Here is a 13,030-nt window from a genome sequence, read left to right on the forward strand (position 1 = left end):
GTGCGATAATTTCCGCATGACCGAAGCAACAGTCCAGCCCCGTCCCGGCGGCCGCTCCGCGCGGGTGCGCGCGGCCGTTCACCGCGCGGTCGGGGAGCTGCTCGCCGAAGAGCCGGCCGAGGTGCTGACCATTCCCGCCATCGCGGCGCGCGCCGGCGTGCACGCGACCACGGTGTACCGGCGGTGGGGTTCGTTGGCACAGCTCCTGGCCGACGTCGCCACCAGTCGGTTCAGTGGCGATGTCGTGGTGCCGGACACCGGGTCTCTGGTGGGTGACCTGGAGCGGTGGACGGGCGATGTCGCCACCGACCTCGCCGACCCCGACGTCCTCGCCCTGATGCGGGCGACGATCGGCTCGGGGCCGGAGGGCGGCTGCGCCTGCACCGCCGACCGACACGCTCAGCTCGGCGCGATCATCGAGCGGGAACGAGCTCGAGGAGGCAAGGTGCCGAGCGTGGAGCGGGCCGTCGACGGACTGCTCGGTCCGCTGTACTACCGCGCGATCTTCAGCGGGGAGCCCGCGTCCGGCGAGTGGGCGCGGGGTCTGGTCGCGCCGTTGCTCGCGGCGGTCTAGTGCTGTGACCGGACAGGTCACCCGGGGTGGAAGGGCGGTGGCCGCAGCCGATCGTGCGGGGCGGGGGCGCAAGCTCCGTGTGCGTCCGCCGCGCCATGACACCCGGCGAAGCTGCGGTCATCGCGCGGAAGGCGGCGCCCGTCGCGTCACACGTCGTACGCCGAGAAATCGACGACCGCTGGCGAGTCCTCGCCGTACCGCACGACTATGTCTACCGCCATCGCGCCGCCTTCGGCTTCAGGGCGCAGATCGATGTGAGCGCAGACGTCCACCGGTGTCCCGGAGCAGTCCTCCGACGTGAGACGGATGTCGGGATAGGCCTCCTTCAGCCATGCGTCCAGGCCGGTTCGGGTGATCGAAAATCGCGCGTGAGCGGCGGCCGTCACCCTGCAAGACGGACAGGACGCACAAACGTTCCCCGCGGTTCTCGGTCCGTTGTTCCGGGCGCCCATGGCAAGGTCATGGCTCTCGGTGCTCGTGGGCCGCCGATTCCAGCGCCGTGATCTCCGCCTCGGCCAGGCGGGCCTCGGCGTCGACGTCGATCGACCGGGTGAGCAGCCAGTAGAGCACCGCGGAGACGGGCAGCCCGATGAACAGGGCGATGTCCGCACCGCCGAGCGCGTGGGCGGCGGGTCCGACGTAGAGCGTGCCGACGGAGAAGAACGGCACCATGACGGCGAAGCCGACCAGGTAGGAGATGATGCCGTGCCAGCCCCAGCGGCCGTAGATGCCGTGCGGGTTGAAGATCTCGGCGACCGCGTAGTGGCCGCGGCGCACCACGTAGTAGTCCATGAGGTTGACGGCGGTCCACGGGATGAACAGGTAGAGCACCACCAGCAGGAAGTTGTTGAAGTTCTCGAGGAAGTGGGCGGTGGAGGCCAGTGCCCCCACCACGGACAGCACCGCGGTGAGGCCGATCGTCACGAGCCGTACGGCGACGGTGGGCCGCACTCTCTTGAACGAGTCGATCGCGCTGATGAGCGTGAGGGACCCGCCGTACATGTTCAGGGCGGTCACCGAGATCAGGCCCAGGGCGGAGAACAGCAGGACGATCGCGCCGAAGCCGCTGAAGACCTTGTCGCCCGCCGCGTTGATCGAGCGCACGGTCTCGAAGTCCTTGCCCGCCCACGCGGCGAGCAGAGCCCCCAGACACATCAGCCAGATGCCGCCGAGCGCCGACCCGAAGTATGTCCAGTAGAAGGTCTTGCGGACGGTCACGTCCGGCGGGAGGTAGCGGGAGTAGTCCGAGACGTAGATGGCCCAGCTGATCTGGTATCCGGCGACCACGCCGAACTGCGCGAGGAACGGGGTCCACTGGAAGCCGTCGAGGTCGAAGGAGCCCGGGGGATAGTGCAGGGTGAGGAGGATGCCCACGGTGAAGATCCCGAAGACGACCAGGAAGGTGTAGGTGAGGACCCGCTCGGCGCGGTGGATGACGTCGTAGCCCACCAGCGCGATGACGAACCCGATGAGGGTGACCACGACGACCCACAGCTTGACGCCGCCGTGCAAGGTGGTGTGCAGGGCCTCACCGGCCAGGATCGTGTTGAAGATGTTGAACCCCGCGTACTGCACATAGGCGAACAGCCATACGAGCAGGGCCCCGACGTAGCCGAACTGCGGCCGTGACTGGATCATCTGCGGCAGCCCCAGCTGCGGGCCCTGCGCGGAGTGGAAGGCCATGAAGAACGTGCCGAGGATGGTGCCCGCGGCGATCGCGATCAGCGACCAGATGAGGTTGCCGCCCTCGGTGATGCTGATCAGCCCCACCGCCAGGGTGGCGATCTGTGCGTTGGACATGAACCACAGAGGCCCCAGGTGCCAGAGCTTTCCGTGCCGCTCGTCCAGGGGGACGTAGTCGATGGAGCGGATTTCCAGACCCGATACCCGTGGCTGCGACGACGTCGTCACGAGTGCCTCCTTTGAGCGGGTTCATCATGTGATGAGAAGATTAACCGCCTATGATCACGTTCTTCCTCTTGTCGTACCGGCCGAGGAGGGCCGTACCGGTCAGTATGTCCGACCGGTACGCAGTGCAACCCCCGGTGCGTCACGCCACTGAAAGGATGAAATCGGCTCTTCGGCGCCTCGGGGGCCAGCGACGACGTACTCCTGGAAAGGCCCGGGGAGTTCGGCGACGCGATGGGCGACAGCGTCGCCGTCTCGGGCAACGCGAGTGGGGCCGGCGGTGACGACGTCATCGACCTCGGCGAGGGCGGCGGCACGATGGCGACCGGGGACCACTCCGCTTCCGGGAGCACCGCGGTCGGCTCCGGCAACGACCGGATCGCGGGAGGAAGCGTGGGGGAGTTCCTCATCGTCGGCGACAGTTCCCTGGGGGACGCCACCGGGGCGACCGCCGGGCGCGATGTGATCTACGGGCGCGGTGGCAACGACCTCAGGACCAGAGGTCTCCATAGGCCGCGGGTCGGGGATTACGCGCGGCCGGGGAGTTTGCTCGCGAGCACGTCGACGTACTCGATGACGGGCGGTTCACGGAGCAGCTCGGGTCCCTTCTCCGCGAGTGCCTTGCCCACGCCGCCGACCAGATGGGCCCGGCGGTCGGCGTCGTCGGGGAACGCGTCGAAGATGGCGAAGGTGGACTCGTCCAGCTGCACGGCGAACCACGCCACCGTGGCGGGCTCGTCCTCGACGACGGCCCGAGCGCCGGTCAGAAACTCCGCGAGGTCCCTCTCCCTGCCGGGTTTGGCCTGGACCCGGACCCACAAGCCGACGTTGACCATGCCAGCCGCCTCCCAGCACGCAGCTTGTGGTCGTTTTGTCACTGCCTCAACCCTGCCACGCCCGAGGGGCATGTCAACCGGGGCCACTTCTCGCGGGCTCGGCCCGCGGCGCCGCACCCCCCTTCGAGGTGAAGCCGTGTCCGTGCCGGTCCGCAGGACCGGGCCCCGGTTGACGATCTGGCTGCTGACACCGTCGGACACGGCTGCCCCGCTCTTGCCCCCGCGTCTTGCCCCCGTGCCGTTCCGGCCGCAGAGTTCAGTCCGCCGCGCGCCGAGCGGAATGATCGAACGCCAGCGAGTGCTGCTCGGGCTCGGGCCTGCCGTCGCGCCGGGCCTCGTGCTGGTCGAGGAGGGTCAGCAGGCCCTCTACGCTCAACCCGGCCTCGGCCGGGTGCCGCAGGATGGTCCCCGGTTCGATGTGGTAGACGTTGGAGCGGCCCTGGCGGGTGTGGGTGAGATAGCCGTCCTGCTCCAGATCGGAAATGATCTTCTGGACGGCGCGCTCGGTGAGTCGGCACCGGGCGGCGATGTCACGGATACGGGTTCCCTGGTCCCTGGAGATCGCGGCCAGCACTCGGGCGTGGTTGGTCAGAAAGGTCCAACCGGTATGTCCCTGCGGTACTTCACCCATGTCTTGAGGATACGGCTCGGCATTCGCGCATTCAAAAGGGTGAAAGAAAGTTCCTGTATCTCTTGACGTGTGAGGATCCGAAGGCCGACGCTTGGAGTAGTGAGATAGGCGGATGCCCCAGGAGCGACTGCCATGCACGAACGTCCACTCTCCGTCCAGGTCGGGAGCGCAGGCTTCGGCCCGTTCCTGAAGGTCGAGGCACGTCCGGCCGGTGAGCGGACGGCCGGCGCGTTCTCCGGTGACATCGACACCGAGCACCGACTCCAGCGCTCCCTGCGCGAAGCCCCCGTGCGGTCGATCGGTGGACCGCCGACGGCCGTGACAGGCATCCCGGCGAGAACGACTCAGCGCACAAGGAGGATGGGTTGAGCGACGACGCCGAGCAGGACCTGCGCACCGAAGTCGTCCAGCTCAAACGGGCCATGCGGACCCGGCCGGTCATCGATCTGGCCCGGGGAGTCCTGATGGCCTCGTTCGGCCTGAGCGCCGCCGACGCCTGGAATGTCTTGGTCGAGGTGTCCCAGCACACCAACACCAAGGTCCACCATGTCGCCGAAGACCTGGTCGGCGCCGTCAACGGAGATCCGCTTCCCGACCCGCTCCGGCAGCACGTGTCCGCGGCGGTCGCCGAAGTCCTCGGTCCCCATGCCCCCAACCATCCGCGTACCGAGTGGACCTCTCTCGTCGACCGGACGTCACAGGCGGGCGGCGACAACGACACGCCGCCGATGTCCGACCGACATCGCGATCTGTCGTCGGACCCACTCTGACCCCTGGTCCTTGGCCCCGTCACACACGCTTGCGGCCGACGCCCGCGTACACCCAGTACTCCGACGGGTTCTCCGGGATGTGGTCGTCCGGGGCCGGGCGCCACAGGGGTACGTAGACCAGGTCGGGCTGCACCAGGTCGAAGCCCTCGAAGAGGTCCCGGATCTCGCCGCGGGAGCGGGCGGTGACCGGGGATGTGGCCTTGGACCGGTACAGCCGCCCCACCGCGGCGGCCGTGTCCGGGCGATCCTGGTTCGTCGCATGCGTGAGCGCCAGCCAGCTCCCCTCCGGCAGGGCGTCCCGGAACGCGGCCACGATGCCGGCGGGGTTCTCCTCGGGCGTGATGAAGTGCAGGATCGTGATCATCAGCACCGCGATGGGCTGCTCGAAGTCGATCAGCTTCCGTACCTGCGGGGACGACAGGATGTCGGCCGGCCGGCGGATGTCGGCGTCGACGATGTCCGCGCCGGGATTGTCGGCGAGCAGTGCGGTGCTGTGGGCCACGGCCACCGGGTCGCTGTCCACGTAGACCACCCGGGCGTCCGGGCTGGCCGCCTGTGCCACCTCGTGCACGTTGCCCTGTGTCGGGATGCCCGATCCGAGGTCGATGAACTGCCGTACCCCGGCCTCGACCAGAAAACGCACGGCACGGCCGAGAAAGGCGCGATTGGCCCGCGCCAGCGTGCGCACCTGGGGGTCGATCGCCGTGAAGGCCGCCAACGCCTCCCGGTCTATGGGGAAATTGTGCTGTCCGCCGAGCATCGCGTCGTACATCCGGGCAACGCTCGCCTTGTCGGGATCGATCCCCTGTGGGAGACCGTCGTTGTCGGCCAACTCAACTCCCTGTCATGTCCGTGATCTTGACGCTCCATCATATAGTTGCCGACCATGTGTGGCGGGTCGATGCCCAGGCCACGCTGCCGGAGCCGCGCCCCACCGGAAAGGCACAACCCTGCGGAACGAAGCGCACTGTCCCATGGACGACGAACCCGCCATCGCGCGTTCACCCCGTCGGCCGGCCTTTTCCCCCGCGGCCGACGCCATCGGCTCGGAACTCGACCTGCGCCTGACCGGCAGCCATGTCGTCGACGCGCTGACGCCCGGGTTCTGCGACGCGGCCTCCGTCTACCTGCTGGAGCGCTGGCTGCTGGAGGAGAACGCGTACGCCTGCGCGGAACCACCGCAGATCGAGGCCCGCCGACTGGCGCTGCGCATCGGAACGGACGCGCCCGAGGACTGGGAGGGGCTGCTGCCGGTCGGCGAGGTCATCGTCTTTCCGCGCGGTACGCCCTACACACGGGCCATCGCCACCCTCGAGGCGCAACTGCTCGACACGGTCGACGCCCATACGTCCGCGCGGCTCAGCACCTCCGGTGGCGGTGACTCCCGCATGGACGTCCTCCTGCGCACGGCTTCCTTCCTCGTCGTCCCGCTGCATCTGCGCGGTACCGCCGTCGGATTCATCGCCTGCACGCGCGGCCCGGACCAGACGCCCTTCCTGCCCGCCGACGCCGAGGCCGTGGAGTCGCTGGCGGCGCGCGCCTGCGTGGCCCTGGACAACGCGCGCCGATACGAACGCGAGCGTCGTACGGCACTGGCCATCCGTCGAAGCCTGTTCCCCGCCACCGGGCAGGTGTTCGAGGGGTGCCGTATCGCCCACGGCTACCTCCCCGCGGGGCACGACAACATCATCGGAGGTGACTGGTTCGACGTGCTGCCCCGGCCGGGAGGCCGCGTCAGTCTCATCGTCGGGGACGCCATGGGGCACGGTCCGGAATCGGCCGTCGCCATGATCCAGCTGCGCACCGCCGTCCGTACCCTGGCGGGACTGGACATCACCCCGGCCGAGCTGATGCACCGTCTCGACGCGCTCGCCTGTGACACACCGGGAGCTTCCTTCGCCACGTGCATGTACGCCGAGTGGGACGCGGGGCGTCGCATCTGCACCTTCGTCGGAGCCGGCCACCCGCCCCCGCTGATCCGCGATTCGGGCGGACGGACCGGGCCGGTCACTCTCACCAGCCCGGGCCTGCCCCTCGGACTCGGCATGGGGACGTACGAACCCACCGTCCTGCACGTGCCCGACCCGGTGCTGCTCCTGCTCTACAGCGACGGCCTGGTCGAGTCCCGCCACACCGACATCGACCAGGGCATCGCCCGTCTCGCCGGCCTTCTCGACACGGACGGAGACGACCCCGGCCGCGTCACCGGCCCGGACACCCTGGACTCCCTGTGCCGGCGGCTGCTGCACGGCACGTCGGCCACCAACGACGGAGCGGACGACCGCACGCTCCTGCTCACCGAACTCGTACCCGCGAAGATCCCACCCCCGCCGCAGGAGCCGGAGAGCTCCCCCGATCGCCTGGCGCGACCGCGTTAATCGCCTGCCGCGACCGCGTTAGGAGTTGCCCTGCGGTGGTACACGGAGGAGACGAGGGGGGCTCATTGCGGGAGGTTGCAATGCTTGTCCTCGGCATCATTCTGCTCGTCGTCGGTTTCGTCACGGGCCTCAGTATTCTTTGGACGATCGGCGTGATCCTTGTGATCATCGGACTCGTCCTGTGGATCCTCGGGGCTGCCGGACACGCTGTCGGTGGTCGCCGCCACTACTGGTGACTGGGGCCGCGGGCAGCCCCCTGTGCGCGCCGGGTCGTGAAACGGTGGTCGCCGGAGCCGACCTGGTACACCACGTAGCCGTCCTCGGTCCGCAGAAACGTCGCGGGGGTGTGGGTCACCACGTCCGGGTCTTCCCCGGGGACCCACACCTCCGCGGTCGTGTTGGGAGGCACGGCGCACGTCAGGGCGAAGCCGCCGGATCGTTGCCGCCACCCTGTGGAGACCGGGCCGTAGACGGAGGCGAACGTGGCGCGGGCGGTGGTCACGTCGCCGCCCGGGCGGGGGCGTATGACGATCTCGCGGTAGCCGGGCCGGCCCGCCGAGATACCGGCGATGTTGGTGTACATCCACTCGCCCACCGAACCGTACGCGTAGTGGTTGAAGGAGTTCATGGCCGGGGTCTGGAAGCTGCCGTCGGGCTGGATGGAGTCCCAGCGTTCCCACATCGTGGTGGAGCCCTTGTCGATCTGGTAGCCCCAGCTGGGGAAGGAGCGTTGCCCAAGCAGCCGGTGGGCGACGTCGGTGTGGCCGGTGTCGGTGAGGACGGGCAGCAGCCGTGGCGTACCGAGGAAGCCCGTCGAAAGGTGCCAGTCCTTGGCCTCGATGAGCGCGACGAGGCGGTCGGCCGATGCCTTGCGCAGCGCGTCCGGCAGGAGGTTCATCGACAGGGCGAGGACATAGGCCGTCTGCGTGTCACCCTTCACCTTGCCGGCGGCGGTGACGTACGCGTTCTGGAAAACGGTGCGGACTCGCTCGAAGAGGTCGAGGTAGGGGGCGGGGTCCTTGCCGAGCTCCTCGGCCGTGCGGGCCGCGAGGTCGGCGCTGTGCGCGAAGTACGCGGTGGCGATGACGTCCTTCGGAGTCTCGTCGGAGACGTTCAGCCAGTCGCCGTACCCGCCGGCCGGCCGCAGCAGGTGGTCGCTGTTCTTCTCCAGGTACTTCAGCCAGGCCTGGATGGAGGGCCAGGCGTCTTCCAGGACCTGCCGGTCTCCGTACGCCTGGTACAGGGACCAGGGGACCGTGACGCCCGCGTCGCCCCATCCGGCGACACCGTTGCCGACCGTGCCGACCATGGGTGCCACATCCGTGAAGGCGCCCTCCGGGGTCTGTGCGTCGCGCAGGTCCACGAGCCACTTGGTGAGGAAGCGGGCCGATTCCATCGTGTACGCCGCCGTGGGCGCGAAGACGTTGATGTCGCCCGTCCATCCCAGGCGCTCGTCGCGCGCGGGTGTGTCCGTCGGGACGGACAGGAAGTTGCCGCGCTGCCCCCAAGTGATGTTGCTGTGCAGCTTGTTGAGCATCGGGACGTCGGTCTCGAAGTCGAGGGTGAAGGGCGCGGAGGTGTGCATGACGCGGCCCGTCACGGCCGTCGCCGGGGGAGTGCCGGGGAACCCGGTCACCTCGACGTAGCGGAATCCGTGGAAGGTGAAGCGCGGCTCGTACGTCTCCTCGCCGCCGCCCTTGAGGGTGTACGTGTCCGTGGCGGCGGCGGTGCGCAGATTCGCGGTGTAGAGGGTGCCGTCCGGGTTGAGCACCTCGGCGTGCCTCAGACGTACGGTCGTTCCCGCCTCGCCCGCGACGCGCAGCCGTACCGATCCGACCATGTTCTGGCCGAGGTCGAAGACGAAGACGCCCGGCTCCGGTTCGGTCACCGTCCTTGCCGTGAGTTCCCCGGCCACCCGGACCGGGCGGTCCACCTGCGCGACGATCAGGTCGGGAGCGGCGTCGCCCGCGGCGCGGACGCCGAGCCAGGCACGGTCGTCGAAGCCGGGTGAGGTCCACCCCGAGGTCTCCTTGCGCGCGTCGTACGTCTCGCCGCCCAGCAGGTCGGCGGAGACGATCGGTCCGGACGCGGCCCGCCAGTCCGTGCCCGAGACGATGCGCTCACTCGTCCCGTCGGCGTACTCGACCTCCAACTGCGCTAGCAGCGCGGGGTGTTCGCCGTACTGATGGGGTCCGAACATACCGACGTCGCCCGCGTACCAGCCCGGAGCCACGTACGCGCCGACGGCGTTGGCGCCGGGCCGCAGGAGCGTGGTGACGTCGTACGTCTGGTACTGGACGCGTTCGCGGTAGTCCGTCCAGCCGGGAGCGAGCTGATCGCGGCCCACACGGCGGCCGTTGAGATGGGCTTCGTACAGGCCGAGAGCCGTGGCGTACAGGCGGGCGCGGGCCACCTTCTTGCCCGGCAGCCTGAACTCGTGGCGCAGCTGGTCGGCCGCGTACGACGCAGGGACGACCCGCCCCCAGGGCCCGGCTCCCCAGGCGGCGGCCTCCTTCGCCGCCGGCCAGCCGCTGTCGTCGAAGTCCGCCTCGCGCCAGCCGGCGGAGGGCTCCTTGTCCGTCGACCTCCAGGAGTCGTCGGTGACGATCCGCTGTTCGCCGGATGCCGTGTGCAGGACGAGGACGGCGACCAGACCGGCGGGTCCCTCGGTCGCGTTGGTCGCCGAGACCGCGAGGACGTTCTTCCCGGAACGCAGCTGAGCGAGGACGTCGATGACGGCCGGTCGGCGCCAGCCCTCGTTGTCCGTCGCCAGGTCGGTACGGGCCACCTCGGTGCCGTTCACGGAAACGGCGTACACGTTGTCGGCGGTGATGGCCAGGGTCGCCGCCGTGACGCCGTCCGGGAGATCGAGGGCGTGACGGAACCAACGGGTGCCCGCGGGCGCGCTGTTGGCCGGTTCGCCCTCGGGGAACCAGATCCACGCGCTGCCCTCCAGGGATGGTGCGTCGGTGAGAGCCGGAGGAGCCGAGACCCACTCCGCCGACCACTGCGCGGCGTCCATGAGGCCCGTCTCCCACCATGCCGCCGCGCTCCAGGGGGAGGCGTCGCCCTTGGCGTCCCAGACGCGTACGGACCAGAAGTAGCGTGTCCGCGGCTTCAGTCGGGGTCCCGCGTACGGGACGAGTACGGACTCACCGGAGGTGACCTTCCCGCTGTCCCAGACATCAGGGTGCGAGAGGTCCGACGCGCTGGAGGCGACACGGATCTGATAGGCGCTCTGGCGCGCGCCCGGTTCGTCCGAGGCCATCGGCCAGCTGAGCCGCGGGTGTTGCGCGTCGAGGCCCAGGGGGTGCTGGACGTACTCGACGGTGGGCGTGGTGATGCGCAGGGCGCCGCGTGGCGCACCCGTTCGGGCTGGTGCGGACGCCGCCCCGGCCACTGCTGATCCGGTGTCGGCGACGGCCGCGGCCGTCGTGGCCGCCGAAGCCGCCAGGAAGTTCCTCCTGCTGATCACTCGGGCCCCTCACGTAGAAACGATGAATCGATTCACGGCGGTGAACGTAGGGGCGTGCGGGATGGAGGTCAATGAGTGTGCGGGATTTTCTTGCTGAGCTGCCGGGTGCAGACGTGCTTTCGGTAGAGCCCGACGTGTCCGGGGCGAGGGCGATTGAACGGTTTCAATCGCCCCGTGTGCTCAGGACGAACTGACGAGGCGGTCCAAGGAGTCGGCGAGGACGGGGGTGAGGGCCGCGGCGTAAGCCTCGGAGAGGTGGCTCTCGTCGCGGTAGACGGCGGTGTCGGCGACGACGACGGGGCAGATGCCCGTGCGGATCGCGCAGACCCAGGGCCGGGGGTCGATGAGCGTGGCGCCGGTCGCGGTGGCGGCGTTGCGGACGGCGGACTGGCGGGTCGCATCGTGGATCGCGTCCGGCAAGTGGTTGGCGCAGGCGTGCAGTTGCAGGGAGTTGTCGGCGGCGCAGTCGACCGGGTCGCCCTTGGGCCACGGGGTGTCGAGCAGGGCGGCCACCCGGGCCCCGGAGGTGCCGAGGTCCCGGAAGGTGTCCGCGAAGCCGGTGGTCCACTGCCGCAGGGTGTCGTCGGCGGGCTCGGCGGGGTCGCCCGCGTCCGAGGAGGAGACGACCACCAGGGCGGGGTGAAGGGCGTTGATCCTCGCCACGGCGTCGGAACGCCAGGTGTCGCAGGCCGTGTACGGCTTGTGGCGGTTGATGATGGTCACGCCGGCGACCTTGCAGGAGGCCTTCGTCAGTGAGACCAGCTTCCATCCGCGAGCGGTCGCGAGGCCCTGCAGAGCCGGGAACCACTGGGCCGCGTGGGAGTCGCCGAACAGCACGACGGTCCGGGAGGACGCGCGGTCGCCGTAGACGCACGGCGGATTCCGCGTGCTGTCGTAGTCGACGTGGCAGCCGTCCCGGTAGACCGCGGACCGGGAGGACTTCACCTTCGGCAGGGCCGGAGTGAGGTTGTTCGGCAGGCTGCCGGAGGACGCGGCCAGGAGCTCGGCCAGCCGCGCCTGCGGGTCCGGCGCGTCGGCCAGCTCCCGCGCCAGTACCGGCGCGGGGCCGCCGACTTCGATCGTGGGCGGGACCGCCGCCGCCGTCAGCGCCAGCACCGTCGCCCCCGCCGACAGCCCGACGCCGAGCACCAGCGCCCGGTTCGGCCGCCCCCGGAACGCCCGGTGGAAGCGGACCGGGTTCTCGACGAGGCGCAGCGTCAGCCAGGCCAGGCCCAGGGCGACCGCGCACAGCCCGAGCGCGAGCGGCACCCCGGCGGTGCCGTCCGTGAGGCCCAGCGCCACCGGGCCTACGACCAGCAGCGGCCAGTGCCACAGGTACCAGCCGTACGAGAGCCCGCCCAGCCACACCATCGGCCGTCGCCCGAGCAGCCACCCCGCGCCGTGCGAGGCGGGCGCGCAGCCGCCGGCCAGGACGAGCGCGGCGCCGAGGACCGGCAGGAGGGCGTGGTAGCCCGGGAAGGGCGTCTGGTCGTCGTACCAGACCGCCGCCAGCGCGACGCAGGCCAGGCCGAGCCAGGACAGCGGGGCCGCGAGGGCGGCGGGCAGCCGTTCCAGCCGGGCCGTGGCCAGCGCAACCAGCGCGCCGGCGCCGAGCTCCCAGCCCCGGGTGGGGGAGCCGAAGTACGCCCAGGGCGCCGAGGAGTTCGTCACCAGGACACTGACCACGAACGACCCCAGGCACAGCGCCCCGAGCACCAGCGCGATCAGTCGGCGCCGGCCGCGGGCGGCCCGCCAGCTGAGCAGCAGGAGCAGCGGCCACACCAGGTAGAACTGCTCCTCCACGGCGAGCGACCAGAAGTGCTGGAAAGGCGAAGGCGGACTGTTCTGGGCGAGATAGTCCGTACCGGCCGCCGCCAGCCGGAAATTGACCGCGTACAGCGCGCTGCCGAGGGCGTCGCCCGCGTACTCGGCGAGCCGCGCCTTCGACAGGAACAGCCATGACCCGGCCAGCGTGACCGCGATGACCAGGGACGACGCAGGCAGCAGCCGCAGCGCACGGCGGGCGTAGAAGGTGCGGACCGACAAGCGACCGGTGGTGGCGAGTTCACGCAACAGCAGCGACGTGATGAGGAAGCCGGAGATCACGAAGAAGACGTCGACCCCGACGTATCCGCCGCTGACCTGAGACACCCCGGCGTGGGAGAGCACCACGAGCGTGACGGCCACCGCGCGCAGCCCCTGGATGTCCCACCTCAACGAGTGGCCTCGGGGTGGTGCGGTTCCGCCGCCCGCTGGGATGGTACGGACCTCGGCGGGCGTGGTGCTCGGCATCAGGCGCAACTCCTTGGGGGACTGACATGGATTGATGCCGTACTGTCCGGCCGCCGCCCGGAGTTCGGGTGAACAACGCCTCAACTTCAGGAGAATCCCCGGCGTGACGAGAATCCCCTGCGCGCCTGTGCGAAACCCGCTGGTCGGAGGGTTGACCCCGTCATGC

12 protein-coding genes are annotated in these 13,030 nt (G+C 69.9%); 5 read left to right on the top strand and 7 right to left on the bottom strand.

Annotated elements, in window-relative coordinates:
- The first annotated feature begins 16 nt into the window (after window positions 1–16).
- Window positions 17–574 (top strand): TetR/AcrR family transcriptional regulator, encoded by a 558-nt coding sequence (locus AQJ27_RS28915; RefSeq protein WP_067374974.1) that lies wholly within the window; start codon window positions 17–19, stop codon window positions 572–574.
- A gap of 146 nt (window positions 575–720) precedes the next feature.
- Here AQJ27_RS28915 and AQJ27_RS28920 read toward each other — a convergent pair whose 3' ends face one another.
- From AQJ27_RS28920 to AQJ27_RS28935, 4 genes are all read right to left on the bottom strand, one after another.
- On the bottom strand, window positions 721–960 hold the full coding sequence (locus AQJ27_RS28920; protein WP_067374976.1) for a hypothetical protein: 240 nt from the start codon (window positions 958–960) through the stop codon (window positions 721–723).
- A gap of 73 nt (window positions 961–1,033) precedes the next feature.
- A complete protein-coding gene (locus AQJ27_RS28925) occupies window positions 1,034–2,485 on the bottom strand; it encodes a purine-cytosine permease family protein (protein ID WP_067374978.1) in 1,452 nt (483 codons plus the stop codon).
- Window positions 2,486–3,009: 524 nt separating this feature from the next.
- The gene (locus AQJ27_RS28930; protein WP_067374979.1) at window positions 3,010–3,318 is read right to left on the bottom strand and encodes a putative quinol monooxygenase; all 309 of its coding nucleotides are present in this window, start codon (window positions 3,316–3,318) and stop codon (window positions 3,010–3,012) included.
- A 256-nt stretch (window positions 3,319–3,574) separates the two neighbouring features.
- On the bottom strand, window positions 3,575–3,949 hold the full coding sequence (locus tag AQJ27_RS28935; protein ID WP_067374982.1) for a helix-turn-helix transcriptional regulator: 375 nt from the start codon (window positions 3,947–3,949) through the stop codon (window positions 3,575–3,577).
- 132 nt (window positions 3,950–4,081) lie between these two features.
- Here AQJ27_RS28935 and AQJ27_RS28940 point away from each other — a divergent pair, with 132 nt between their 5' ends.
- Together AQJ27_RS28940 and AQJ27_RS52620 are read left to right on the top strand one after the other, a co-directional pair.
- Window positions 4,082–4,318, top strand: coding sequence for a hypothetical protein (locus tag AQJ27_RS28940; RefSeq protein WP_067374984.1), 237 nt, complete (start codon window positions 4,082–4,084; stop codon window positions 4,316–4,318).
- Window positions 4,315–4,719: an ANTAR domain-containing protein gene (locus AQJ27_RS52620; protein ID WP_235613722.1), complete on the top strand. Its 405-nt coding sequence runs from the start codon at window positions 4,315–4,317 to the stop codon at window positions 4,717–4,719. The genes AQJ27_RS28940 and AQJ27_RS52620 overlap by 4 nt, the downstream gene beginning before the upstream one ends.
- Window positions 4,720–4,738: 19 nt before the next feature.
- Here the strand turns inward: AQJ27_RS52620 and AQJ27_RS28950 are convergent, their stop codons facing one another.
- Window positions 4,739–5,551: an SAM-dependent methyltransferase gene (locus AQJ27_RS28950; RefSeq protein WP_079065323.1), complete on the bottom strand. Its 813-nt coding sequence runs from the start codon at window positions 5,549–5,551 to the stop codon at window positions 4,739–4,741.
- A gap of 142 nt (window positions 5,552–5,693) precedes the next feature.
- On the opposite strand from AQJ27_RS28950, the gene AQJ27_RS28955 reads away from it, so the two are divergent.
- Window positions 5,694–7,097, top strand: coding sequence for a PP2C family protein-serine/threonine phosphatase (locus AQJ27_RS28955; protein WP_067374986.1), 1,404 nt, complete (start codon window positions 5,694–5,696; stop codon window positions 7,095–7,097).
- Window positions 7,098–7,177: 80 nt separating this feature from the next.
- On the top strand, window positions 7,178–7,333 hold the full coding sequence (locus tag AQJ27_RS57435) for a DUF6131 family protein (RefSeq protein WP_096240213.1): 156 nt from the start codon (window positions 7,178–7,180) through the stop codon (window positions 7,331–7,333).
- Here the strand turns inward: AQJ27_RS57435 and AQJ27_RS28960 are convergent.
- Together AQJ27_RS28960 and AQJ27_RS28965 are read right to left on the bottom strand one after the other, a co-directional pair.
- Window positions 7,324–10,572 carry an alpha-L-rhamnosidase gene (locus AQJ27_RS28960; RefSeq protein WP_067374988.1) on the bottom strand — a complete coding sequence of 1,083 codons (3,249 nt, stop codon included), beginning with the start codon at window positions 10,570–10,572 and terminating at the stop codon, window positions 7,324–7,326. The two genes, AQJ27_RS57435 and AQJ27_RS28960, sit on opposite strands and share 10 nt — an antisense overlap.
- A gap of 180 nt (window positions 10,573–10,752) precedes the next feature.
- A complete protein-coding gene (locus AQJ27_RS28965; RefSeq protein ID WP_079065325.1) occupies window positions 10,753–12,864 on the bottom strand; it encodes an acyltransferase family protein in 2,112 nt (703 codons plus the stop codon).
- Between the last annotated feature and the right edge of the window lie 166 nt (window positions 12,865–13,030).

The organism is Streptomyces olivochromogenes, assembly GCF_001514115.1.
Lineage (GTDB): Bacteria > Actinomycetota > Actinomycetes > Streptomycetales > Streptomycetaceae > Streptomyces > Streptomyces olivochromogenes.